Origin of the sequence: Mesorhizobium sp. M0938 (assembly GCF_040319125.1) — a bacterium.
Classification (GTDB): Bacteria; Pseudomonadota; Alphaproteobacteria; order Rhizobiales; family Rhizobiaceae; genus Mesorhizobium; species Mesorhizobium robiniae.
In genome coordinates this window covers 20,827-43,518 of sequence record NZ_JAMYNS010000027.1, presented here as the reverse complement: position 1 = coordinate 43,518, position 22,692 = coordinate 20,827, and the positions used below count along the sequence as shown (strand labels likewise).

Here is a 22,692-nt window from a genome sequence, read left to right as displayed (position 1 = left end):
AGTTTCAAACAGGTCTGCCTCGACGGCTGGCCGCTCAAACCCGCGTTCCGCCGACCGTCATCTGGTTCATCCTGAGATGTGGCTGGCCGACGCCGACCGGCACGCCCTGGCCGGCCTTGCCGCACATGCCGATGCCGGTGTCGAGCTTCATGTCGTTGCCGATCATCGAAACGCGGTGCATGGCGTCAGGCCCATTGCCGATCAGCATGGCGCCCTTGATCGGCTGCGTCACCTTGCCGTTCTCGATCATGTAGGCCTCGGTGCAGCCGAACACGAACTTGCCTGAGGTGATGTCGACCTGGCCGCCGCCGAAGGAGACGGCATAGACGCCGTTCTTGACCGAGGCGATGATTTCGTCCGGCTCCATGTCGCCTGAGGTCATGTAGGTATTGGTCATGCGCGGCATCGGCTGGTGTGCGTAGCCTTCGCGCCGTCCGTTGCCGGTGGCGTTCATGCCCATCAGCCGGGCGTTCTGGCGATCCTGCATATAGCCGACAAGCTTGCCGTCTTCGATCAGCACGTTGCGGGCCGACGGCGTGCCTTCGTCATCCACGGTCAGTGAGCCGCGCCGTTCGGCCATGGTGCCGTCGTCGACGACCGTGACACCTTTCGCGGCCACCTGCTGGCCCATCAGCCCGGCGAAGGCCGATGTCTTCTTGCGGTTGAAGTCGCCTTCCAGCCCGTGGCCGACGGCCTCATGCAGCATCACGCCCGGCCAGCCGCTGGAGAGGACGATGTCAAAGGTGCCGGCGGGCGCCGGAATAGCCTCGAGGTTGACCAGCGCCTGTCGCAGCGCCTCCTTGGCCGCGTGCTTCCAGCTCTCCTCGACCAGGAATTCGCCAAACGCCTTGCGCCCGCCCATGCCGTAGGCGCCGCTCTCCTGGCGGTCGCCATTGCCGACCACCACCGACACGTTGATCCTGACCAGCGGGCGGATGTCGCGCACCACCTGGCCGTCGGCGCGCACGATCTCGACATGCTGCCAGGAGGCGGCGAGCGACGCCGTCACCTGCCGCACGCGCGGGTCCTCGGCTCGCAGCCACGCATCGATTTCCTGAAGGAGCTTGGCCTTGGCCTCGAAGGAGGGCGAGGGGATCGGGTTCTCTTCGCCATAGAGATGGCGGTTGGTGCGGGCGGGTGCTGCGGCAAGCGTGCCGGAATAGCCGCCCTTGACCGTCGAAACGGCGTCGGCCGCCCGCAGCAGCGATGCTTCGGAAAGATCGCTGGAATGCGCGTAGCCACTGGCTTCGCCGGCGACGGCACGCAGCCCAAAACCCTGGTCGGTATTGAAATTGGCGGTCTTCAGCCGGCCATTGTCGAACATCAGCGCTTCGCTTTCGCTGTATTCGAGAAACAACTCGCCGTCATCGGCACCGTTGATGGTCTCGGCGACGATCTGCTTGATGCGATCGTCGGAAATATCGAATTGGCCGATGAGGCTGTTCATGGCGGTTCCGTCCGTGGAAAGAGATTGTCCCCACGATGTAGGCGCGAAGGTGCGCCCAGACAATCGGCAATGACCACTGTCATCGCTTAAGCCGGTCACAATCTCTTTTCGTTGGTAGGATTTTAAGGTTCTGACCGGATCAGGGCAGGGCGGCAAAACCGTCGGCGAAACCCTTGAGCTCGACGGGAATGCCGATGCCTTCCTCCGGCGTCTGGAAGACGATGAAGGTAGCCGATGTTCCAGTCTTCAGCGTGTCGAGCAGCGGCTTTTCGAGAATGACCTCGGCGTAGCAGCCGTCCTGGAAGCAGCGCACGAAATAGGCCCGGCCGATGTCCTTGCCGTCGACATTGAGGCCGAGTCCATTGGGCAGCAGCACGCCGAGCGGCGCCAGAACGCGCAGGATTTCGGCCTTGTTGTCAGCGGTGCGCAGCACGACGACGGAAAGCCCCATCTCGGGACGGTCCTCGGCGACGACGTTCTGCATCATCACACATTGTTCCGATGTGGCGCCGGCCGGCGTGTCGCAGATGATCGACCACGCGCCATGCGTCGACCGCACCTTGCCGCTTGGCTGCGCGGCATTGGCCTGGCTGACGCCGGACAGGCCAATGCCAGACAAGCCGCAAGACACGGCGGCGAGAAAGATGACCTTGGCCAAGCTTCTCGAAAGTCCAAGCCTCGAAGGCCTCATTGCCCAAAGCCAAGAGTTCATGACGGCTCCATTGCGAATCACGGCACTTTAAGCCGCGCCAAGGGCAAGTAAAGGACGAGACCACTGCCGGTCCGCTTCGACCAAAGCAATTATGCGCTTTTCTGTGCCAAATTCGCCAGAATTGCGACCGCCTGGCGCATTTTGCCGGGACACTCCGCCGCTAGGGCTTCCGCGATCGGCCCACGCCGAGGCCGCAGCCAAAAGACGCAGCCGCGCTTGCGCGCAAAAATGCCGCACGGTTTCCTCCGCTCCTTTCTTGCAGAGGCAAATAGAGTATGGTTTGAACCAGCCTCGGGACTGTCCGGGATTCCCGTCCCGGCGTTGTTCGATATTCTTGCGGTCCGATCGCGAGGAACTGGGAGATAATGAGGGCAATGAGAAAATTCCTAGCAGGCGCCAAATTCCTAGCAAGCGCTTGGGCCGCCGCCACGCTGTTCACTGGTGCATCCGCCCATGCCGCCCAGCCTGCGCCGTGGGAGGTGACCTTCCAGCCCGCCGCCACCGATATGATGCGGCAGATCGCCTGGTTCGAGCACTACACGCTGTGGTTCATCGTGCCGATCACCCTCTTCGTGCTCGCTCTTATCGCCTATTGCATCGTGAAATTCCGCGCCAGCGTCAATCCGACCCCGTCGCGCACCAGCCACAACACGCTGATCGAGGTGATCTGGACGGTCGGGCCGGTCGTCGTCCTGCTCTGTCTCGCCATTCCTTCGTTTCAGCTTCTGACCGCGCAATACACGCCGCCGGAAGAAGCCAAGCTGACCGTCAAGGCGACCGGCAACCAGTGGAACTGGGACTACGAATACCAGACCGAAAACACGCTTTCCTTCAATTCGGCGATCCTGGCGGATTCTGACCGCGCTGCGGCCGGCAAGGAAGATCGCGGCGTTTATCCGCGCCTGCTCGCCGTCGACAACGAGATGGTGGTGCCGGTCAACACCATGACCCGCGTGCTGGTGACAGCGGCAGACGTGATCCACGCCTTCGCCATGCCGTCCTTCGGCATCAAGACCGACGCGGTTCCGGGCCGCATCAACGAGGTCTGGTTCAAGGCGGAAAAGGAAGGCCTCTATTACGGCCAGTGTTCGGAGCTCTGCGGCAAGGACCACGCTTTCATGCCGATCGCGATCCGCGTCGTCTCCGATGCCCAGTACAAGACCTGGCTGGCGGCAGCCGGCACCGACCTTCCCGGCGCCAACAAGGCGCTGATGGCCGAGGTCGACAGCAAAGATAAGGTAGCGGCCGCCGGCAACTGATGCCGCGACCAGAAAAGATCAGGGAACGGAGCCGAACATGGCAGACGCTGCAGCTCACGACGATCACGACCATAAGCCGTATCATGGCTGGGTCCGGTGGGTGTATTCGACCAACCACAAGGATATCGGGACGCTCTATCTGATCTTCGCTATCATGGCGGGCTGCGTCGGCGGTGCCCTTTCGGTCGTCATGCGCATGGAACTGCAGGAGCCGGGAATCCAGATCTTCACTGGACTGGCGCAGATGGTTTACGGCTTGAACGCCGACGCTGCGCTCGACGGCGGCAAGAGCATGTACAACGCCTTCACCACCGCGCATGCGCTGATCATGATCTTCTTCATGGTCATGCCGGCGCTGATCGGCGGCTTCGCCAACTGGATGGTGCCGATCATGATCGGCGCGCCCGACATGGCTTTCCCGCGCATGAACAACGTCTCGTTCTGGTTGCTGCCACCGGCTTTCATCCTGCTGATCATCTCGGCCTTCGTGCCGAGCGCGCCTGGCGCCTACGGCGTCGGCGGCGGCTGGACGATCTATCCGCCACTATCGACATCGGGCCAGCCGGGACCGGCAATGGATCTTGCGATCCTGTCGCTGCACATCGCCGGCGCATCGTCGATCCTGGGCGCCATCAATTTCATCACCACCATCTTCAACATGCGCGCGCCCGGCATGACGCTGCACAAGATGCCGCTGTTCGCCTGGTCGGTGCTGATCACCGCTTTCCTGCTGCTGTTGTCGCTTCCGGTTCTGGCCGGCGGCATCACCATGCTTTTGACCGACCGCAATTTCGGCACCACCTTCTTCGCGCCGGATGGCGGTGGCGACCCGATCCTGTTCCAGCACCTGTTCTGGTTCTTCGGGCACCCGGAAGTCTACATCCTGATCCTGCCGGGCTTCGGCATCGTCAGCCATATCGTCTCGACTTTCTCTAAGAAGCCCATCTTCGGCTATCTCGGCATGGCCTATGCCATGGTCGCGATCGGTGCGGTCGGCTTCATCGTCTGGGCGCACCATATGTACACGACCGGCCTGTCGCTCGACACGCAGCGCTATTTCGTCTTCGCCACCATGGTTATCGCGGTGCCGACGGGCGTGAAGATATTCTCGTGGATCGCCACCATGTGGGGCGGGTCGATTTCGCTCAAGACCCCGATGCTGTGGGCGATCGGCTTCATCTTCCTGTTCACCGTCGGCGGCGTTACCGGCGTCCAGCTTGCCAATGCCGGTCTCGACCGCCCGCTGCACGACACCTATTACGTGGTCGCACATTTCCACTATGTGCTGTCGCTGGGCGCGGTCTTTGCCATCTTCGCCGGCTGGTACTACTGGTTCCCGAAGATGACCGGCTACATGTATTCGCCTGTTATCGCCAACACCCACTTCTGGGTCACCTTCGTCGGCGTCAACCTCGTCTTCTTTCCGCAGCATTTCCTCGGCCTCTCCGGCATGCCGCGTCGCTACATCGACTATCCCGATGCGTTTGCCGGCTGGAACATGGTGTCGTCCTACGGGTCGTACATTTCGGCTGTCGGCGTGGTCATCTTCCTCTATGGCGTATTCGAGGCCTTCCAGAAGAAGCGGGTGGCCGGCGCCAACCCATGGGGCGAGGGTGCAACGACGCTCGAATGGCAGTTGCCTTCGCCGCCGCCTTTCCATCAGTGGGAACAGCTGCCGAAGATCAAATAGGCTTCTGCCTGGACGAATGCGGAACCGCCGGTCCGCCCGGCGGTTTTGGCCAACGGAATAATGGACTTTAAGTACGCATGGCCCTTGTCGACGACACATTGACTGACGAACCGGGCTTTCGCATGTCGGAAGCAACGGCGGGCGATTTCTTCGCCCTGTTGAAGCCGCGCGTCATGTCGCTGGTGGTGTTCACCGCCTTTGTCGGCCTGGTCGCGGCTCCTGTGACCATCAATCCGCTTCTGGCGGTGGTCGCTATCCTGGCTATTGCCATTGGTGCTGGCGCCTCGGGCGCGCTCAACATGTGGTATGACGCCGACATCGATGCAGTGATGACCAGGACCGCCGGCCGTCCGGTGCCGGCTGGCCGCATCCGGCCCGGCGAGGCACTGAGTTTCGGCCTGGTGCTGTCGGTGCTGTCGGTGATGACGCTCGGCGTGCTGGTCAACTGGCTGTCGGCGACGCTCCTGGCCTTCACCATCTTCTTCTATGCCGTCGTCTATACGATGTGGCTGAAGCGCTGGACGCCGCAGAACATTGTCATCGGCGGTGCTGCCGGCGCTATTCCGCCGGTGATCGGCTGGGCCGCGGTGACCGGAACGGTCAGCCTGGAAAGCGTCGTCCTGTTCCTGATCATCTTCCTGTGGACGCCGCCGCATTTCTGGGCGCTCGCTCTCTTCAAGTCGCAGGACTATGCCAGGGCCGGCATCCCGATGATGCCGAATGTCGCCGGCCAAGCTTCGACCCGACGCCAGATCTTCGCCTACGCGCTAATCCTTGCGCCGGTTGGCGTGCTGCCATGGGTGCTTGGTTTCACCACACCCGTCTACGGCGTCGCTGCGGTGCTGCTTGGCGCCGGCTTCGTCTGGTATGCGTGGAAAGTGCTGCAGATGGCGGACGACGACGATGTGATGAAGCCGGCCAAGGCATTGTTCGGTTACTCGCTGCTCTATCTCTTCGCCATCTTCGCCATCTATCTTGCCGACTGCGTCATCGGGCGCGTGCTGGCTGGCGGAGCATGATCATGGCCGACGAAAAGCTTGAACTCGTCACGCTGACGGAACGCCAGCAGAAGGCCCGGCGCAACCGCTCGGTAGCCATCGGCCTGGCGCTGGCGGTGCTTGTCGTCATCTTCTATATCGCGACCGTCGTTAAGTTCGGTCACAACCTCACCGGAACGATGTGAGGCTCAAGATGAACCGCCAAACAGTGACCCATCCTCAAAAGAAGAACACCAACCGCATTGTCGCCGGCGTCTGCATAGCCTTTTTCGGCGGCATGATCGGCATGGCCTATGCCGCGGTGCCGCTCTACGCGATGTTCTGTCAGGCGACCGGTTACGGTGGCACCGTGAGACGTGCAACGCAGCAATATGCCGACCGCGTGCTCGACCGCGACATCACCATCCGCTTCGACGCCAACACGGCGGGCGTGCCATGGCAATTCGAGCCGGTCGCCCGCTCGGTCACCATCAAGATAGGCGAAACGGCCCAGGCGCATTACAGCGCGACCAACAAGTTCAACCGCGCCACCACCGCCCGCGCCACCTTCAACGTGCAGCCCGAACTGGCGGGATCTTACTTCAACAAGGTCGAGTGTTTCTGCTTCACCGACACGACGCTGAAGCCTGGCGAGACGCTGGACATGCCGGTCGTGTTCTATGTAGATCCCGACATCGTCAACGCGCCGGAGCTGAAGGACTTGAAGACGATCACCCTGTCCTACACGATGTTCCCGGTCGAGAAGAACGAGAAGAACAAGCCCGTGGCGGCGTCAGCGCCGGCCGAAGGCCCAAGCAACAAAGTTTCACATACCGAAGGAAGCCTCGGGGGTTGATATGGCAGACGCGCATGCAAGACCACAACATGACTACCATCTCGTCGACCCGAGCCCGTGGCCGTTCCTTGGCTCGGTCGGCGCGCTGGTCACCGCGATCGGCGGCGTCTGTTACATGCAGTATCTCAAGGGCGGCGATTTCCCCATCTTCGGCTTCAACATCGCCAATCCCTGGCTGTTCTACATCGGCCTCTTGATCGTCATCTACACGATGTACGCCTGGTGGTCAGACACCATCAAGGAAGCGCATGAAGGCCACCACACACGTGTCGTGTCGCTGCATCTGCGCTACGGCATGATCATGTTCATCGCTTCCGAGGTGATGTTCTTCGTCGCCTGGTTCTGGGCGTTCTTCGACGCCAGCCTGTTTCCCGGAGAGACACAGCAATACGCCCGCGCCGCCTTCACCGGCGGTGTCTGGCCGCCCAAGGGCCTCGAAGTTCTCGACCCGTTCCACCTGCCGCTCTACAACACCGTCATCCTGCTTCTGTCTGGCACCACGGTGACCTGGGCGCACCACGCGCTGCTTCATGGCGACCGCAAGGGGCTGATCAACGGCCTGGTGCTGACCGTTGGCCTCGGCATGCTGTTCACCATGGTGCAGGCTTACGAGTACATGCACGCGCCGTTCGGCTTCAGGGATTCGATCTACGGCGCCACCTTCTTCATGGCGACCGGCTTCCACGGCTTCCACGTCATCATCGGCACCATTTTCCTGCTGGTCTGCCTGGTCCGCGCGATGAAGGGTGATTTCACGCCGAAGCAGCATTTCGGCTTCGAGGCCGCCGCCTGGTACTGGCACTTCGTCGACGTGGTCTGGCTGTTCCTGTTCGCGTCCATCTATGTCTGGGCTTCGGCCGGCGCGGTGATCGAAGGCCACTGAAATCTTCTTGACGAATTGAGGGGCGGCTGCGGCGACGTGGCCGCCTTATCTTTTGGAGCGAAGGGCACTAAGGTATCGGAATGAGCGACGACAAGGCGATCTGGCCCCCGGTCGATCCGATTTCGGCCGGCCTGCACGGCCGCTGCCCGCGCTGTGGCGAGGGACGACTGTTTTCCGGCTTTCTCACCGTCGGCAAACGCTGCGCCAATTGCGGTCTCGACTATTCCTACGCGGATGCCGGTGACGGGCCGGCAGTGTTCGTCATCCTGATCATCGGCTTCGTCGTCGTCGGGCTGGCGTTGTGGATGGAGGTGACGCTTAGTCCGCCGCTCTGGCTGCATCTCGTGCTGTGGATACCGCTGACACTGGTGCTATGCCTTGGGGCGCTCAGGCTGATCAAGGGCGTGCTCTTGACCCTGCAATATCGCAATAAGGCAGCCGAGGGCAGGCTGGATCTCGGCGAATGAACGCGACATCCGATTCGGTCGCGGGCCGTTCGCGGCCGAAGATGGCATTGCTGCTTGGCCTCGGCCTCGTGCTGTTCGTCATTCTGCTGGCGCTCGGCACCTGGCAAGTTCAGCGCCTGTACTGGAAAGAGGGTCTTCTCCAGACCATAAACGAGCGCACGCATTCGGCGCCTGTGCCGTTGGCGGAAGTCGAAAAGCGGTTTGCCGCCACCGGCGATGTCGACTACATGCCGGTGACCGTGACCGGTACTTTCCTGCATGAGGGCGAGCGACATTTCTTCGCGACCTGGCAAGGCCAGTCCGGCTTCAATGTCTTCACACCCTTGCATCTGGAGGATGGCCGCTTCGCCCTGATCAATCGCGGCTTCGTGCCCTACGATCTCAAGGATGCGGCCAAGCGCCCGCAAAGCCAGGGTGCGGGCCAGGTGACGGTGACGGGGCTCGCCCGCAACCCGCTGCCGGCGAAGCCATCGATGATGCTTCCAGACAATGATCCGCGAAAGAACATCTTTTACTGGAAGGATCGCGATGCGATGGCGGCAAGCGCGAGCCTGCCGGCCGGAGCGGGACTGGTTCCATTCTTCATCGACGCGGACGCCACGCCGAACCCGGGCGGGCTGCCGGTCGGCGGCGTTACGATCATCGACCTGCCGAACAGCCATTTGCAATACGCCGTAACCTGGTACGGCCTTGCCGCTGCCCTTGCCGGCGTCCTCATCTTCATGCTTCGCCGCCCGGCGAAAGACGCATCGGCCCGAAAATCGGAATCGATTTTCGGAAAGCACGATGCGTAGGTTGAAAGTGTCAGAGCAATTCCAGGAAAAGTGTGAACGGTTTTCCGTCCGGAATTGCGTTGAAACAAAGAGGTAGAGCCGTTCCACGAACGGCTCTACAGCGTACTTTGTGCGCCCATTCGGACGCACGTCGCTCTAACGATCACCATCGGCGCCCTTGACAGGGCAGGGGTGCGCCCCTCATTTCGCGCCTTGAGTTCGAGACTTGAGTTCACGATACGACCAACCGGCCGGGAATCATGCTTCACACGACCACAAAGCCACCGCTGACGATAAGGCTCTGCCAGCCCAGGGGCTTTTGCGCCGGCGTCGACCGCGCCATTCAGATCGTCGTGCTGGCGCTGAAGAAATACGGCGCGCCGGTTTATGTCCGCCATGAGATCGTACACAATCGCTACGTCGTGGAGGGCCTGCAAAGCCTCGGTGCGGTGTTCATCGAGGAGCTCTCCGAGATACCGGCGGAGCATCGCCAAAGCCCGGTCGTCTTTTCGGCGCATGGCGTGCCGAAATCGGTGCCGGCGGACGCGCAGGCGCGCGATCTCTTCTATCTCGACGCCACCTGCCCGTTGGTTTCGAAGGTTCACAAGCAGGCGATGCGCCATCAGCGGCTTGGCCGCCACGTGCTTCTGATCGGCCATGCCGGCCACCCTGAAGTGATCGGCACGATGGGGCAATTGCCGGACGGCGCCGTCACCTTGATCGAGACCGAAGCCGACGCCGCGAAATTGGTGCCCGCCGACCCGCAGGCACTCGGTTTTGTCACCCAGACGACGCTCTCGGTCGAAGATACCGCCGGCATCATTCGCGTGCTTAAGGATCGTTTTCCCGATTTGCATGCGGCGGCCGCGGAATCGATCTGCTATGCCACCACCAACCGTCAGGAGGCGGTCAAGGAGACCGCTGCTGGTGCCGATCTCTTCCTTATCGTCGGCGCCCCCAACTCCTCCAATTCGCGGCGTCTTGTCGAAGTGGCCGAACGCGCCGGCGCCTCGATGTCGCTCCTCGTACAGCGCGCTTCTGAAATTCCGTGGACTGACATTGCCGGCATCTCGACGCTCGGCCTGTCGGCAGGCGCTTCGGCGCCGGAAATCATCGTCGACGAGATCATCGATGCCTTCCGGCAGCGCTTCGACGTGACGATCGAGCTGGCGGTGACGGCCACGGAAACGGAGGATTTTCCGGTGATGCGGGTGCTGCGCGACGTCGAACTGACGGCGGCCGACATGGCCTTCGTCAACGGGGCCGCGTAAGGTCCATGGCGGTTTACACCGACGTCAATGAAAGTGAGCTCGGCGCGTTCCTGAAGGCCTATCCGGTCGGTGATCTGCTGTCCTACAAGGGCATCGCCGAAGGCACTGAGAACTCGAATTTCCTGCTGCACACCACCACGGGCTCCTACATCCTGACGCTTTACGAAAAGCGCGTCGACAAGGCCGACCTGCCGTTCTTCCTTGGCCTCATGGGCCATCTAGCCAGGAAGGGCATTTCCTGCCCGCTTCCGGTGACCGCGCATGATGGCGGTGTCATTGGAACGCTCGCCGGCCGGCCAGCGGTCATCATCACCTTCCTCGAAGGTCTTTCGCTGCGGCGGCCGACATCAGCGCATTGCGGTGAGGTCGGCAAGGCGTTGGCGCAACTCCATCTCGCGGGTCAGGACTTCCCCATGACCCGTCCGAATGCCCTTGCCATCGATGGCTGGCGCAAGCTGTGGAACGCGTCCCACGCGCGCGCCGACGAGGTCGAGCCGGGACTTGCGGCCGAGGTCGATGCCGACTTTGCCGATTTCGAACGGAACTGGCCCAAAGGCCTGCCGGAAGGCATCATCCATGCCGATCTTTTCCCGGACAATGTCTTCTTCCTCGGCGAGAAATTGTCCGGGCTGATCGACTTCTATTTCGCCTGCAACGACCTCTACGCCTATGATGTCGCCACCTGCCTCAATGCCTGGTGCTTCGAGAAGGATTTTTCCTTCAACCTGACCAAGGGCACGGCGCTGCTTGCCGGCTACCAAAGCGTGCGGCCCTTGAGCGGCGAGGAGAAAGCGGCGCTGCCGATGCTGGCGCGTGGCTCGGCGCTGCGTTTCATGCTGACCCGGCTTTACGACTGGCTGACTGTTGCCAATGGCGGGCTGGTCATCAAACGCGACCCGACCGAATATATCAGGCGGATGCGTTTCCACCGGGCGATCAAATCTCCTTCCGAATACGGACTGACATGACCAAGCGCGTTGAAATCTTCACCGATGGTGCCTGTTCGGGCAATCCGGGGCCTGGCGGCTGGGGTGCGGTCCTGCGCTTCAACGGCGTCACGAAAGAACTGTCGGGCGGCGAGGCTGCTACCACGAACAATCGCATGGAACTTTTGGCTGCCATCTCGGCGCTCAATGCGCTGAAAGAACCCTGTGCCGTCGATCTTTACACCGATAGCAACTACGTCAAGGACGGTATTTTCAGCTGGATCGACGGCTGGAAGCGCAACGGCTGGAAGACGGCCGCCAGGCAGCCGGTGAAGAATGCCGAACTGTGGCAGGCCCTCGACGAGGCGCGCAATCGTCATCAGGTCGTATGGCATTGGGTCAAGGGCCATGCCGGCCATCCAGAGAACGAGCGTGCCGACGAGCTGGCACGGCTCGGCATGGCGCCGTTCAAGAGCAAGCCGGCCAGGCCAGCGCCCGCTTCGGCTAGGGAAAGCACCCAAGCCAAGCAGCCGGCAGGCAAGAAAGTGCGTCGCTCGACCCAGAGCTACTAACCAGTCTGGTCCGCCGTATTTAGCGGATCAGCAGAGCCGTGCCGAAAAGCCCGAGCGCAAACACCGTATGCGACACGAGGTTGAGGGCGCGGATCTGCATGGGGTTGGGGCGCTTCGATGCGGCCCAGCCGGCGCCCATGCCGGGCGCCAACAGGAACCAGCCGGCGCCCACGGTGACGATGCCGAGAATGAAGGCCGGCAGGAAAGTCGGCGCGGCCAGCCAGCCCGTTCCCGCCACCACGACCAGGATGACGCCGTAGACTATGCCGACAAAATAATGGAACGCCCAGCCCAGCGCCGATTCCTGCGCGTAGGGTGCCGCCTCGCCAATGTCGTCGTGGAAGACTTTGTCACGCAAATGCCAGACCCAGCGACCGACCAGTCCCCAGTTCGGCCGCGGTTGGGCAAACACTGTGTTCAGGAAAATCGCCCATAGGTCCATGAGTGCTGTGGCGCCGATGCCGATCACCACGGCCCGCCAGAAGATGTCAAACATCGAGGTCCCCCAAAACAGGCAATCCTAATGCATGTCGCCCGAACATGTGCAGCGGTGTTAGGAGAACGAAATGCAATGATTTCTTTAAACGCGACGCTCTTTAACAGCCCAAGCGGAAATCTAAAGCTGTCCGAGAATATGAGCGGCCCCGGATTCGTCCACGCCGGGCTTTGTTTCGACATTGAGCGCAGTGACCTTGCCGTTGTCGACGATCATCGAGAACCGCTTCGAACGCAGCCCCATGCCACCACCGGAGAGGTCGGCGTCGAGGCCGATCGACTTGGCGAAGTCGCCATTGCCGTCGGCAAGATAGAGAATCTTGCCTTCGCCGCCGCTGAAGCGGGCCCAGGCCCCCATGACGTGAACGTCGTTGACGGCGACGACGGCGATGGTGTCGACGCCGCGCGCCAGGATGGCGTCGTAATTATCCAGATAGCCAGGCAGATGGTTGTTGCTGCACGTCGGCGTGAAAGCGCCTGGGACGGCGAACAGCACCACCTTCTTTCCCGAGAAAATCTCGGCCGTCGTGATCGGTTTTGCCCCATCGGCAGTCATCGTCTTGAAGGTCGCTTGGGGCAGCTTGTCGCCAACGGCAATCGTCATGATGGTCCTCATTTGCCAAATGGAAGGGAGTATCCTTGCGATAGCGGACTCAGCCGTTTCCCGCAACCGTCGGAGGCGCTTGGATTAGAGGATGTTCGAACTGAACAGCCTCTGCTCGGGATCAAGGGAAAGGCAGCAGTCCCTCGACCGCGCCGGCTCCAGTTGTCAGCGTGTAGTAAAGTCCGCCATCCGTCGGCGTCGTCGTCGGCCTGTCGAGGATCGGCACGGTGAACACCAGCTTGCCGTCCTTTTCACTGCGAGCCGGGACGCCGAACATGTAATCCCGCTCGCCTGCGACGAAGAAATCCGCCGCCTCCGGATCGCCCGGAAAGCTCGCCTCGACAATCAGTGTCTCGTGGCCGCCCGGCAGGACGTCGATGCCGAAATCGGGTCTTGCGGGAGCAGGCAGGGTTGCCAGCGCCGCCTTCACCAGCGCTGCGTCTTCGACATTGTCCGGATCGGAGGCCGGATCGATGGTCAGCTTCGTCTGTACCGGGATGCAGATCGTCTCGCAAATGCCGAGAAAGATGTCGGCATCGATGACAGCTGGTTCGTTCGGCGCCGACAGCGTGAACGTCACCGGCAACGAAACCGGATGGTCATAGCCGGCCCATTTGCCGTAGCCTTCGTCGTGGCGCTGAGGCGGCGGAAACGAAAGCGTCGCGTTGGCAATGTTGGTGCTGGCCGAGATATCGATTTGCGGCGGCACGCCCGCGTCGCCCGGATCGCGCCAGTAGGTTTTCCAGCCGGGCTTGAGCGCAATGTCGAGGACGCCATGGATACGTCCGGCTTCGTCGGGCTTGCCGCTGGTCACAAGCCGCACTTTGCCGCCTTCGGTGTTGTACCAGATCGACGACGAGGCTGCGGCGGGAAGGCCGGTTCCACATCCAATGGCAGCGCCGAGCAGCAGGATCTTCAGGCTTTGCATGGCGGTGATTTGAGCGTCCGTTCATGGTTGCGCAATGATTTCATGGCGTCGCTGTTATCATATTTGCGTGACCTCGGGCACGGCTTTGCGTGACCTCGAGCACAGCATTGCGTGACCTTAGATGCGCAGCTGGGACCAAATCGCGCGAGGCGCATCTTTTCGGCGCTCCAGAAACGCGTTACGCTCCCGGTTATGGACTTGTTGCGCCACAAGAGGATGGTCGCAGGACGCGGCTTTCTCGACGATCAGTTCCTGATTGCCATGCCTGGCATGAAGGACGACCGCTTCACGCGCTCCGTCATCTACATTTGCGCGCACAGCGACGAAGGCGCGATGGGCCTGATCATCAACCAGACGCAGCAGATGCTGTTTCCCGATCTTCTCGTGCAACTCGGCATCATGAACGAACAGGAAGCGATCCGCTTGCCCGCGCAGGCCCGCGATTTCGTCGTGCGCAACGGCGGACCGGTGGACCGCAGCCGGGGCTTCGTCCTGCATTCTGGCGACTATCGGGTGGAATCGTCGCTGACCGTCTCCGATGACATCTGCCTGACCGCGACCGTAGACATATTGCGCGCCATTTCGTCGGGCCGCGGCCCCCGGCACGCGCTGATGGCGCTTGGCTATTCGGGCTGGGGCGCGGGCCAGCTGGAAAGCGAAATCGCCGAGAACGGCTGGCTGACCTGCCCGGCAACTGCGGAGCTCCTGTTTGATACCGACATAGAGCGCAAATACGACCGGATTCTCGCTTCGATCGGTATCGACCTCGCGCATCTCAGCCTGGCGGCTGGTCACGCCTAGAGGTGAAAATCCGATACCTGGCTGGTTACCGCCGCATTGCCAGCGCCAGCCGTTTGCCCAGATCGTAGACGAGATTTTCGATGTCGGCTGTCCAGGACGACAGGGCAGCCTCTTTCACGCGGGTCTCGACATCGCTGTGTTTGCCGATGCGGGCTTCCAAGAAGGAGCGCAGGCGCTGGTGAAACTGGCCGACGGTGAGCTGTTTTCCCTCGGCCTTGAATATCGCGGTATTGAAGCGTGCCGCCTTGGGGAAGAGTTTGCTGGCTTTGGCATCTGGCTTCTCATCGGCATTCGACAGGAGCGTTGCTGCCCCGTTCGTGCCAAGGAAATGTGGGAGGTAAAGATCCCTTTCGTCCATCGCCTTCTCGAGCCTCAGCAATAAACGCCTAGCCTGGCCAATCGAACGTCTGGGCAGCTCGGACCATTGCCGCCGTCGCCGGGCTATAGGGCCGGCCCGGAACGCTAGCCAGGGACACCGTGCGTGCCACCGCGGGTTCGATCAGCGGACGCTGCAAAAGTTCAGGCGATGTCACCGAATATTCAGGCATGAAGGCGAAGCCGATCCGCGCCAGCACCATTGATTGGATCCAATCCTCGCGCTCGGAACGAAAGCGGGCATAAAGGCTGACGTTTCTTTCCCGGCACACGCCCATTACCAGGTCCCGCATTTCGCAGGACAGACGATCGACATAGGGTTCTTGAGAGAGATCGACCAACTTGATTGCATTGAGGCTCGCAAGCCGGTGATCCGGCGCGAATACGACGACGTAACGCTCACTGTAGAGATCATGGACGCGGAACGCCGTTCCCAATCCCTCCAGCGGATTGAGAACGGCAAGATCGAGATCGCCTTGCTCAAGCCTGTTTTTCAGTTCCTGAACGCTCGCCTCGCTGACTTCAAGCTCGACGCCATGATAGTCGCGCTGAAACTTTGCGAGGAACCGGGCGAGTTTCACATGGCCGATGGTCGACATGACGCCGAGGCGGATCGGCACCTGGTTGAGCAGCCTGAAATTGTCGGCAAGCGTTCTGGTTGCGTGGGCCTCCTGCATGATCTGCTGAAGATGCGGCAGAATGGAGCGCCCGAACTCACTCAGGAGGACGCGCTTTCCCTCGCGGTGGAACAAGGGCGCGCCAAGCTCATCCTCGAGCGTCTTGACCGCTTTGGTGAGCGCCGGCTGAGACACATTGCAATCGGTGGCGGCCTTGGTGAAGTTCAGCATCTTCGCGGCGGCAAGCACGTAGCGGACCTGAAACATCTCCATGGCGAGCCCTCCCGAGGCGGTTCCACGAACCGACATCGTAACCCTTTCATCGATAACTGTCGGCTATCAATCGATAGAAAAAATGTCGTTCTCTTTCGCCCACCGCTGAATTCAACTCCTGCGATCACTGTTCACAGGAGGAGATCTGGAAATGACTGTCTACATGGTGGAACGCGACCTCAAGGGCATCAGCATGGAAGCTTTGGGAGGTGCGCAGAAGGCGGCGATCAGCAAAGCCGCCGAGATGACCTCCAACGGCACCGACATCAGCTATCTGCGCTCGACCTTCGCTCCGGAGGACGGCCGCTGCATGTGCCTGTTTGACGCTGCCTCCGACATCGACGTGAAGCGTCTAAACGACGATGCGGGGCTGCCCTATCACAGGATCGTACCAGCGCTCGATCTTACCCCATAAGGCCAGCCGACCGGGCTCGTGATGACCATCCGGGTCCGGTGTTCTTCGGAGGTATGCGCAGCGGTTTAGGGACAACGACATGCACAAAATCAAGCCTGAGTCAGCGGATACTGTTCCTTCAGTGTCTTCAGCACCTGATCGCCGGGCATCGGCGCGCCGAACATGAAGCTCTGCACATATTCGCAGCCCATCTGGCGCAACTCGAGCGCATCGCTTTCGTCCGAAATGCCCTCGGCCACGACCGAAAGGCCGAGCTCATGCGCCATGTTGACCATGGATTTGAGCAGCACCGCGCGCTTCGGTGTCGCATCGTCGACAAAGCTCTTGTCGATCTTGATCGTGTCGAAAGGGAAGCGCGTCAGATAGGCCAAGGATGAATAGCCGGTGCCGAAATCGTCCAGCGACAGGCCGATGCCCAGTTTCTTCAGCTTGTTCAGCACATGCGCTGTCTGCTCGGGATTGTCCATCACCAGCGATTCGGTGAGCTCAAGCCGAAAACAGCGCGGCTTCAGATTGGCCCGCGCGATCACCGAGCGGACATCGCTGACCAGATCGCGGCGGATGAGCTGACGGCTGGACAGGTTGACCGAAACCGACAGCGGCACGTCGCCGATCTGCTTTTGCCAACCCGCCAGATCTTCAGCGGCCTGTTGCATGGCGAACAAGCCAAGCTGCACGATCAGGCCGCAGCTCTCGGCGACCGGGATGAAATCGCCCGGCGGGATCATGCCGCGGCGCGGATGGTCCCAGCGCAAAAGCGCCTCGAAACCGGCAACACTGCCATCTTCCAGCCGCACGATCGGCTGGTAGGCGAGTGTGAATTCGCGCCGTTCGATGGCGCGGCGCAGGTCGGACTCGAACTGCAGCCGGTCAGTGCCGACGGTGCGGAAGGCGGGGCGGAATGGCTCGATCCTGTCGCCGCCGAAACGCTTGGCCTGGTGCATGGCAAGCTCGGCGTCCTTGACCATGTCCTCGGCCGAACTCTGCGCCGAGGTCCAGGTGACCAGCCCGATCGAGGCGGTCAGCACGATCTCGCGTTTGGCAAAGGTGATCGGATTGTTGATCGCATGCTTGATGGCGTCGGCGACCGCCGCGATGCGGGCCGGATCCTGTTCGGAAAGCAGCATCAGCGCAAACTGGTCGCCGGCAAAGCGCGACAGCGAATCCTTCGGCTTGAGCAGCCGGTGCAGCCGGCGTGCAATGGTCAGCAGGATCGTATCGCCGGCCGAGATGCCGAGCCCGTCATTGACCTGCTTGAAACGGTCGATATCGATGACGAAAACGGTCGGGCGTACCTTCTCTTCCGTGCGCGCGATCGAAATGATCGCCTCCAGCCGGTTCATCAGCAATTCCCGGTTCGGCAGGCCGGTCAGATTGTCGTGCACGGCATCGTGCAGCAGCCTCTCTTCCGACTTCTTCTGCTCCGTCACGTCGACCATGGTGCCGACGCAGCGGATGACCTCGCCGTCCGATCCGATCACCGGCCGGGCGCGCAGCAAAAACCAGTGATAGTGCCCGTCGGCGCCGCGCAGGCGGAAATTCTGCGACACTCGGCCGCGCCGGTGTTCGAGCACCACGTCAAGCGTGGTGCGGAACGTGTCGCGATCGTCGGCATGCAGCACCGGCAGCCAATTGCGAGCGGCCCCGCCCAGGCTGTCGGGCGCAAGGCCAAGCTGGATACTGACATCCGGTCTGGTGACGACGCGGTCGCGCATCACGTCCCAGTCCCAAACCGTGTCGCCCGATCCGGCCACGGCCAGCGCCTGCCGTTCGAGATCGGAGAACAGGCCCTGATGCAGAGCGCCGCCGGCAAAGGCGTGCTGCATGACGGTGAAGCCGATCAGCAGGATGATGAGGATCAGCCCGCCGCCCAGCGCCGGCTGGGCGATGTCGTTGTCCAGCATGCCGGTGATCGCCATCCACGACCCGCATAGCCACAGCAGGACCATGACCCAACTGGGCACCAGCATGATGGCACGGTCGTAGCCGCGTATACCGAGGAAGATGATAAGGCCGAGGCCGGTCAGGGCGGTGGCGGCGAAGGACAGCCTGGCGATGCCGGCGGCGACCGCCGGATCGACGATTGCGACGCCTGCGATCAGCACCAGCCCCAGGATCCAGACCAGCGCACCGTAGCTGAAATGGCCGTGCCATCGGTTGAGGTTGAGATAGGCGAACAGGAACACCACAAAGGTCGCCGCAAGCGCCACCTCCGTTCCGGCTCGCCACATTTGCTCGTTGCCGGGCGATATTTCCAGGACCTTGTTGAGAAAGCCGAAATCGATGCAGATATAGGCGAGCACCGCCCAGGCGAGTGCTGCTGTTGCCGGGAACATCGAGGTTCCCTTGACGACGAAAAGGATGGTCAGGAATAGCGCCAGAAGGCCCGCGATGCCGATGACGATGCCGCGAAACAGCGTGTAGGAATTGACCGAGTCCTTGTAGGATTCCGGATCCCACAGATAGACCTGCGGCAGTTTGGGCGAGGCAAGTTCGGCAATGAAGGTGATCACAGTTCCGGGATTCAGCGTCACCCGGAACACGTCGGCGTCGGGGCTGGTCTGGCGGTCAAGCGCGAAGCCCTCGCTGGGCGTTATCGCGGCAATGCGGGTCGAGCCGAGATCCGGCCAGAAGATGCCGGAATTCACCAGCCGGAAATGCGGTGCGACGATCAGCCTGTCGAGCTGCTGGTCGGTGGTGTTGGCAAGCGCGAACACCGCCCAGTCGCCGGTCGAGCGCGCATCATTGGCCTCGACCTCGATGCGCCGCACGATGCCATCCGGTCCCGGCGCGGTCGATACCTGGAAATTCTCGCCCTGATTGCGATAGATTTCGACGGCGCCCGAAAGGTCGAGCGCCACGTCGTCGCGAGCGATCTTGATCGGTTCGACGGCGAAGGCCGAGGACGCCGCGCAGAGCGTGACGATTGCCGTCAGGATAAAGGCGAACAGCGACCCGATTCGCAGGAAATTCGTCAAAAATCAGTCCTTCGTTCCCGCGCCCGGCGGATCGTCCTCGATCCGGGCGTAGAGGTAATGGTCCTGCCACATGCCGTTGATCCTGAGATAGGATCGCAGAAGTCCTTCGCGCCGGAATCCGGCTTTTTCAAGCACGCGGATCGACCGGGCGTTGTCGGGAATACAGGCAGCTTCGATCCGGTGCAACCTCAGCGTATCGAAGGCGAAGCGCGTCACCAACTTGACCGCGTCGGTCATCAGACCACGGCCGCTGTAGCGCTCGCCGATCCAGTAGCCGATGTGGCCGCTTTGCGCGACGCCGTGGCGAATATTGCCGAGGGTGATTCCGCCGACAAGCTTGCCGCTGTTCTTTTCGAAGATGAAGAAGGCTATGGCCGTTCCCTGCGCGTAATCTTCGCGGTAGCGGCTGAGGCGATGGCGCCAGGCCGTGCGGTCGAGTTCGTCGGGGTTCCACCGCGGCTCCCACGGCTCCAGGAAGGCACGGCTCTCTCCGCGCAGCACCGACCATTCGCGGTAGTCGTTGGTCAGCGGCACGCGCAGCGTGACCCGGTCGCCCTTCAGTGCCGGCAGGTCGCGCCGAAAGAAAGGGAGCGCGAACATGGCGCTTTGATGGGCTTAGCCGGCGAGCTTTCGGGCCGTGGTCTGGGTGCCCGAAAGCGAGTCGAGGATCGCCTCATAGGGAGCGAGTGTGCCCACTGGTCCGACGGCAGTCAGCGTCGGCTTGGTCGAAAACAGTCGTGACGACAGGTCCGTCAGCCGCTCGACCGTCAGCGCCGCCAGCCGTTCCATCAGCTCTTCCTTGGCGATCGGCCGGCCGAACAGAAGCATTTGCCGGGCGATCTGCGAAGCGCGGCTGGCCGGGCTTTCGGCGGACATGATCAGGCCTGCGCGGTACTGGGCGCGCGCCCGGTCGAGTTCTTCCTGCAGTATGTTTTCGCCGGCCTTCTGCAACTCGTCGATGACCACCGGCACCAATTCGGCGATGTCGCTCTGTCCGGTCGCGGCATGGACGCCGAATATGCCGGTGTCGGAAAAACCCCAGTGGAAGGCATAGACCGAATAGCACAGGCCGCGCTTTTCGCGGATCTCCTGGAAAAGGCGCGACGACATGCCGCCGCCAAGGATCATCGAAAGGACCTGCGAGGCGTAGAAGTCGCGCACATGATAGGCGCGGCCCTCGAACCCCAGCACGATCTGCGCGTCCATCAGGTCGCGGTCCTCGCGGAAATCGCCGCCGACATATTGTGCATATTGCGGCATCGTGTTGTCGGACTTGCTGCGGAAACCGCCGAGATGTTTCTCGACCTCGCGCACGAAATTGTCGTGCTTGATGTCGCCTGCGGCGACGACCACCATGCGCTCGGCGCCATATTGCCGTTCGATGAATTTGTGCAGTTGCTTCGAGGTGAACGATTTGACGGTCTCGGGCGTGCCGAGGATAGAGCGTCCGATCGTCTGGTGGCGGAAAGCCGTCTCGGTGAAGCGGTCGAAGACGATATCGTCGGGCGTGTCGTGCGCGGCGCCGATCTCCTGCAAGATCACATGCTGCTCGCGCTCCAGCTCTTGCGGGTCGAACTCGGATTCCTGCAGGATGTCGGAGAGGATATCGACGGCCAGGGGCACGTCGTCGCTCAGCACCCTGGCATAGTAGGAGGTGGTCTCGACACTGGTGGCGGCATTGATCTCGCCACCGACATCCTCGATTTCCGAGGCAATCTCGAAGGCGCTGCGCCTTCTGGTTCCCTTGAACGCCATATGTTCAAGCAGGTGGGCCATTCCGTGCTCTTCGATACGCTCGTTGCGGGCGCCTGATTTGACCCAGGCACCAAGAGCGACGGATTCGAGGCTTGGAAGGGTTTCGGTGGCGACTGTCAGGCCGTTCGACAGACGGCTTACCTCAACACCCATATAGCAAATACTCCCTAACTTGCCGCCCGCGTGTGGCGGCTAACATAATCTTCCACCATTTTCAGGTCGGATGGAAGTACCGTGTGTTTTTCCTCTGACGTCATCAACCCGCCTAGCCATTCGGGCAGGGCAGGCGAGACGCCACTGGCGGCTTCGACGGCGGCCGGAAACTTCGCCGGATGGGCGGTGCCCAGCACCACCATGGGCACTGCATTGGTAGCCTTGGCAGCTGCAACGTGCATGGCCGCAGCCGTGTGCGGGTCGAGCAGATAGCCGCTGGCTGCGCGTGTCGAGCGGATCGTGGCGGCGACTTCGTCCATCGTCGAGCGGCCGGCATCGAATTCGGAACGGATCCTGGCGATCTCGCCCGCTTCGATGGTAAAGGCGCCGGATTGCTTGAGGCCGCTCATGTAGCGCCGCACGGTCGAGGCGTCGCGGCCGGCCGCCTCGAACAGCAAGCGCTCGAAATTCGAAGAGACCTGGATGTCCATCGACGGCGAGGTGGTCGAAAAGACCCCTTTCGTGCGGTACTCGCCGCTCGACAGCGTGCGCGCCAGAATGTCGTTGTCATTGGTCGCGATGATTAGACGCTCGATCGGCAGGCCCATCTTCTTGGCGGCGTAACCGGCGAATATGTCGCCGAAATTGCCGGTCGGCACCGTGAAGGAAACCGGCCGGTCGGGCGCGCCGAGCGACAGCGCCGATGAGAAATAATAGACGATCTGGGCCATGATGCGGGCCCAATTGATCGAATTGACGCCGGACAGCGACACTCGGTCGCGAAAACCGTGATCGTTGAACATGTCCTTCACCAAGCTTTGGCAATCGTCGAAATTGCCTTCGACCGCCAGTGCATGGACGTTTGCGGCGGTGGATGTCGTCATCTGCCGCTGCTGCACCGGCGAGACCTTGCCATGCGGGAACAGGACGAAGATGTCGGTGCGATTGCGCCCGGCGAAAGCGTCGATGGCAGCCCCGCCAGTATCGCCTGATGTGGCGCCGACAATGGTGGCGCGCTGGTCGCGTTCGGCAAGCACATGGTCCATCAGCCGGGCGAGAAGCTGCATTGCGACGTCCTTGAAGGCAAGTGTCGGCCCATGGAAGAGTTCCAGAACGAAGATGTTCGAGCCGGTCTGCACCAGCGGGCAGACCGCCTCGTGACGGAAGGTCGCATAGGCTTCGCGCACCAGGCGCTCGAACACCGGCATCGCGATCTCACCGCCGAGAAACGGCGACAGCACGCGGATGGCTAGGTCAGGATAGGCAAGGCCGCGCATGGCGCGGATCTCTGCCGTCGAAAACTGCGGCCACGTGTCAGGCACATAAAGGCCGCCATCACGTGCCAGACCTGTCAGCACCGCGTCGGAAAATCCAAGCACGGGCGCTTCACCGCGGGTACTCACATATCGCATCGTCACATTTCCATTGCTGCCGGGCGGCTTCATCCGCGGCAAAGTGGTTAATT

Annotated in this window: 24 protein-coding genes; 13 read left to right on the top strand and 11 right to left on the bottom strand. The window is 61.8% G+C overall.

The window, feature by feature from the left end; translation table 11 throughout:
- Window positions 1–34 precede the first annotated feature (34 nt).
- Both tldD and NKH73_RS30140 read right to left on the bottom strand, forming a co-directional pair.
- Window positions 35–1,447, bottom strand: a complete 1,413-nt coding sequence (gene tldD / locus NKH73_RS30145) for a metalloprotease TldD (protein WP_352938658.1) — start codon at window positions 1,445–1,447, stop codon at window positions 35–37.
- Window positions 1,448–1,586: 139 nt separating this feature from the next.
- The gene (locus NKH73_RS30140; protein ID WP_352938656.1) at window positions 1,587–2,159 is read right to left on the bottom strand and encodes an invasion associated locus B family protein; all 573 of its coding nucleotides are present in this window, start codon (window positions 2,157–2,159) and stop codon (window positions 1,587–1,589) included.
- 374 nt (window positions 2,160–2,533) lie between these two features.
- On the opposite strand from NKH73_RS30140, the gene coxB reads away from it, so the two are divergent.
- The 11 genes from coxB to rnhA all read left to right on the top strand — a co-directional run bounded on the left by coxB (window position 2,534) and on the right by rnhA (window position 11,833).
- Window positions 2,534–3,418 carry a cytochrome c oxidase subunit II gene (gene coxB / locus NKH73_RS30135; RefSeq protein ID WP_352938654.1) on the top strand — a complete coding sequence of 295 codons (885 nt, stop codon included), beginning with the start codon at window positions 2,534–2,536 and terminating at the stop codon, window positions 3,416–3,418.
- Window positions 3,419–3,455: 37 nt separating this feature from the next.
- Complete coding sequence (gene ctaD / locus NKH73_RS30130; protein ID WP_095486177.1) at window positions 3,456–5,108, top strand: cytochrome c oxidase subunit I; 1,653 nt, start codon at window positions 3,456–3,458, stop codon at window positions 5,106–5,108.
- A gap of 77 nt (window positions 5,109–5,185) precedes the next feature.
- Complete coding sequence (locus NKH73_RS30125; protein ID WP_352938650.1) at window positions 5,186–6,127, top strand: heme o synthase; 942 nt, start codon at window positions 5,186–5,188, stop codon at window positions 6,125–6,127.
- Entirely contained in the window at window positions 6,124–6,291 is a 168-nt protein-coding gene (locus tag NKH73_RS30120) for a cytochrome c oxidase system small membrane protein (RefSeq protein ID WP_502894124.1), read from the top strand. Before NKH73_RS30125 ends, NKH73_RS30120 begins: the two co-directional genes overlap by 4 nt.
- 8 nt (window positions 6,292–6,299) lie before the next feature.
- Window positions 6,300–6,941 carry a cytochrome c oxidase assembly protein gene (locus tag NKH73_RS30115; protein ID WP_352938648.1) on the top strand — a complete coding sequence of 214 codons (642 nt, stop codon included), beginning with the start codon at window positions 6,300–6,302 and terminating at the stop codon, window positions 6,939–6,941.
- Between the two features lies 1 nt (window position 6,942).
- The gene (locus NKH73_RS30110) at window positions 6,943–7,824 is read left to right on the top strand and encodes a cytochrome c oxidase subunit 3 (protein ID WP_352938645.1); all 882 of its coding nucleotides are present in this window, start codon (window positions 6,943–6,945) and stop codon (window positions 7,822–7,824) included.
- An 80-nt stretch (window positions 7,825–7,904) separates the two neighbouring features.
- Window positions 7,905–8,291, top strand: a complete 387-nt coding sequence (locus NKH73_RS30105) for a DUF983 domain-containing protein (protein ID WP_352938642.1) — start codon at window positions 7,905–7,907, stop codon at window positions 8,289–8,291.
- A complete protein-coding gene (locus NKH73_RS30100) occupies window positions 8,288–9,085 on the top strand; it encodes an SURF1 family protein (protein ID WP_352938639.1) in 798 nt (265 codons plus the stop codon). Before NKH73_RS30105 ends, NKH73_RS30100 begins: the two co-directional genes overlap by 4 nt.
- 239 nt (window positions 9,086–9,324) lie before the next feature.
- Window positions 9,325–10,335 (top strand): 4-hydroxy-3-methylbut-2-enyl diphosphate reductase, encoded by a 1,011-nt coding sequence (gene ispH / locus NKH73_RS30095; protein WP_352938636.1) that lies wholly within the window; start codon window positions 9,325–9,327, stop codon window positions 10,333–10,335.
- A 5-nt stretch (window positions 10,336–10,340) separates the two neighbouring features.
- Window positions 10,341–11,303: a homoserine kinase gene (locus NKH73_RS30090; RefSeq protein WP_352938634.1), complete on the top strand. Its 963-nt coding sequence runs from the start codon at window positions 10,341–10,343 to the stop codon at window positions 11,301–11,303.
- Complete coding sequence (rnhA, locus tag NKH73_RS30085; protein ID WP_352938632.1) at window positions 11,300–11,833, top strand: ribonuclease HI; 534 nt, start codon at window positions 11,300–11,302, stop codon at window positions 11,831–11,833. Before NKH73_RS30090 ends, rnhA begins: the two co-directional genes overlap by 4 nt.
- Window positions 11,834–11,852: 19 nt before the next feature.
- Here rnhA and NKH73_RS30080 read toward each other — a convergent pair whose 3' ends face one another.
- The 3 genes from NKH73_RS30080 to NKH73_RS30070 all read right to left on the bottom strand — a co-directional run bounded on the left by NKH73_RS30080 (window position 11,853) and on the right by NKH73_RS30070 (window position 13,860).
- Window positions 11,853–12,329, bottom strand: a complete 477-nt coding sequence (locus tag NKH73_RS30080; RefSeq protein ID WP_352938630.1) for a DUF2938 domain-containing protein — start codon at window positions 12,327–12,329, stop codon at window positions 11,853–11,855.
- 120 nt (window positions 12,330–12,449) lie between these two features.
- Complete coding sequence (locus NKH73_RS30075) at window positions 12,450–12,932, bottom strand: peroxiredoxin (RefSeq protein WP_352938628.1); 483 nt, start codon at window positions 12,930–12,932, stop codon at window positions 12,450–12,452.
- A 121-nt stretch (window positions 12,933–13,053) separates the two neighbouring features.
- Window positions 13,054–13,860 carry a protein-disulfide reductase DsbD domain-containing protein gene (locus NKH73_RS30070; RefSeq protein WP_352938626.1) on the bottom strand — a complete coding sequence of 269 codons (807 nt, stop codon included), beginning with the start codon at window positions 13,858–13,860 and terminating at the stop codon, window positions 13,054–13,056.
- A gap of 192 nt (window positions 13,861–14,052) precedes the next feature.
- Between NKH73_RS30070 and NKH73_RS30065 the strand changes: the two genes are divergently transcribed.
- Window positions 14,053–14,661, top strand: a complete 609-nt coding sequence (locus NKH73_RS30065) for a YqgE/AlgH family protein (protein WP_352938624.1) — start codon at window positions 14,053–14,055, stop codon at window positions 14,659–14,661.
- Between the two features lie 25 nt (window positions 14,662–14,686).
- On the opposite strand, the gene NKH73_RS30060 is transcribed toward NKH73_RS30065, so the two are convergent.
- Entirely contained in the window at window positions 14,687–15,019 is a 333-nt protein-coding gene (locus NKH73_RS30060; RefSeq protein ID WP_352938621.1) for a hypothetical protein, read from the bottom strand.
- A 28-nt stretch (window positions 15,020–15,047) separates the two neighbouring features.
- Window positions 15,048–15,926, bottom strand: coding sequence for a LysR family transcriptional regulator (locus NKH73_RS30055; RefSeq protein ID WP_165848460.1), 879 nt, complete (start codon window positions 15,924–15,926; stop codon window positions 15,048–15,050).
- A 151-nt stretch (window positions 15,927–16,077) separates the two neighbouring features.
- On the opposite strand from NKH73_RS30055, the gene NKH73_RS30050 reads away from it, so the two are divergent.
- Window positions 16,078–16,341, top strand: a complete 264-nt coding sequence (locus NKH73_RS30050) for a DUF4242 domain-containing protein (protein WP_095492388.1) — start codon at window positions 16,078–16,080, stop codon at window positions 16,339–16,341.
- A gap of 89 nt (window positions 16,342–16,430) precedes the next feature.
- Here NKH73_RS30050 and NKH73_RS30045 read toward each other — a convergent pair whose 3' ends face one another.
- Genes NKH73_RS30045 through thrC form a run of 4 tightly spaced genes read right to left on the bottom strand, consistent with a single transcriptional unit; the run spans window position 16,431 to window position 22,639 of the window.
- Window positions 16,431–19,319, bottom strand: a complete 2,889-nt coding sequence (locus NKH73_RS30045; protein ID WP_352938618.1) for an EAL domain-containing protein — start codon at window positions 19,317–19,319, stop codon at window positions 16,431–16,433.
- Between the two features lie 3 nt (window positions 19,320–19,322).
- Complete coding sequence (locus NKH73_RS30040) at window positions 19,323–19,919, bottom strand: GNAT family N-acetyltransferase (protein WP_352938616.1); 597 nt, start codon at window positions 19,917–19,919, stop codon at window positions 19,323–19,325.
- A 15-nt stretch (window positions 19,920–19,934) separates the two neighbouring features.
- On the bottom strand, window positions 19,935–21,227 hold the full coding sequence (locus tag NKH73_RS30035; RefSeq protein ID WP_352938614.1) for a M16 family metallopeptidase: 1,293 nt from the start codon (window positions 21,225–21,227) through the stop codon (window positions 19,935–19,937).
- Between the two features lie 14 nt (window positions 21,228–21,241).
- Window positions 21,242–22,639, bottom strand: coding sequence for a threonine synthase (thrC, locus tag NKH73_RS30030; RefSeq protein WP_352938612.1), 1,398 nt, complete (start codon window positions 22,637–22,639; stop codon window positions 21,242–21,244).
- Window positions 22,640–22,692: the final 53 nt, after the last annotated feature.

Bases quoted from the DNA above. Each gene is read 5' to 3' on its own strand.
- tldD (WP_352938658.1), bottom strand. From the start codon at position 1,447: ATGAACAGCCTCATCGGCCAATTCGATATTTCCGACGATCGCATCAAG.
- NKH73_RS30140 (WP_352938656.1), bottom strand. From the start codon at position 2,159: ATGAACTCTTGGCTTTGGGCAATGAGGCCTTCGAGGCTTGGACTTTCG.
- coxB (WP_352938654.1), top strand. From the start codon at position 2,534: ATGAGAAAATTCCTAGCAGGCGCCAAATTCCTAGCAAGCGCTTGGGCC.
- ctaD (WP_095486177.1), top strand. From the start codon at position 3,456: ATGGCAGACGCTGCAGCTCACGACGATCACGACCATAAGCCGTATCAT.
- NKH73_RS30125 (WP_352938650.1), top strand. From the start codon at position 5,186: ATGGCCCTTGTCGACGACACATTGACTGACGAACCGGGCTTTCGCATG.
- NKH73_RS30120 (WP_502894124.1), top strand. From the start codon at position 6,124: ATGATCATGGCCGACGAAAAGCTTGAACTCGTCACGCTGACGGAACGC.
- NKH73_RS30115 (WP_352938648.1), top strand. From the start codon at position 6,300: ATGAACCGCCAAACAGTGACCCATCCTCAAAAGAAGAACACCAACCGC.
- NKH73_RS30110 (WP_352938645.1), top strand. From the start codon at position 6,943: ATGGCAGACGCGCATGCAAGACCACAACATGACTACCATCTCGTCGAC.
- NKH73_RS30105 (WP_352938642.1), top strand. From the start codon at position 7,905: ATGAGCGACGACAAGGCGATCTGGCCCCCGGTCGATCCGATTTCGGCC.
- NKH73_RS30100 (WP_352938639.1), top strand. From the start codon at position 8,288: ATGAACGCGACATCCGATTCGGTCGCGGGCCGTTCGCGGCCGAAGATG.
- ispH (WP_352938636.1), top strand. From the start codon at position 9,325: ATGCTTCACACGACCACAAAGCCACCGCTGACGATAAGGCTCTGCCAG.
- NKH73_RS30090 (WP_352938634.1), top strand. From the start codon at position 10,341: ATGGCGGTTTACACCGACGTCAATGAAAGTGAGCTCGGCGCGTTCCTG.
- rnhA (WP_352938632.1), top strand. From the start codon at position 11,300: ATGACCAAGCGCGTTGAAATCTTCACCGATGGTGCCTGTTCGGGCAAT.
- NKH73_RS30080 (WP_352938630.1), bottom strand. From the start codon at position 12,329: ATGTTTGACATCTTCTGGCGGGCCGTGGTGATCGGCATCGGCGCCACA.
- NKH73_RS30075 (WP_352938628.1), bottom strand. From the start codon at position 12,932: ATGACGATTGCCGTTGGCGACAAGCTGCCCCAAGCGACCTTCAAGACG.
- NKH73_RS30070 (WP_352938626.1), bottom strand. From the start codon at position 13,860: ATGCAAAGCCTGAAGATCCTGCTGCTCGGCGCTGCCATTGGATGTGGA.
- NKH73_RS30065 (WP_352938624.1), top strand. From the start codon at position 14,053: ATGGACTTGTTGCGCCACAAGAGGATGGTCGCAGGACGCGGCTTTCTC.
- NKH73_RS30060 (WP_352938621.1), bottom strand. From the start codon at position 15,019: ATGGACGAAAGGGATCTTTACCTCCCACATTTCCTTGGCACGAACGGG.
- NKH73_RS30055 (WP_165848460.1), bottom strand. From the start codon at position 15,926: ATGGAGATGTTTCAGGTCCGCTACGTGCTTGCCGCCGCGAAGATGCTG.
- NKH73_RS30050 (WP_095492388.1), top strand. From the start codon at position 16,078: ATGACTGTCTACATGGTGGAACGCGACCTCAAGGGCATCAGCATGGAA.
- NKH73_RS30040 (WP_352938616.1), bottom strand. From the start codon at position 19,919: ATGTTCGCGCTCCCTTTCTTTCGGCGCGACCTGCCGGCACTGAAGGGC.
- NKH73_RS30035 (WP_352938614.1), bottom strand. From the start codon at position 21,227: ATGGGTGTTGAGGTAAGCCGTCTGTCGAACGGCCTGACAGTCGCCACC.
- thrC (WP_352938612.1), bottom strand. From the start codon at position 22,639: ATGCGATATGTGAGTACCCGCGGTGAAGCGCCCGTGCTTGGATTTTCC.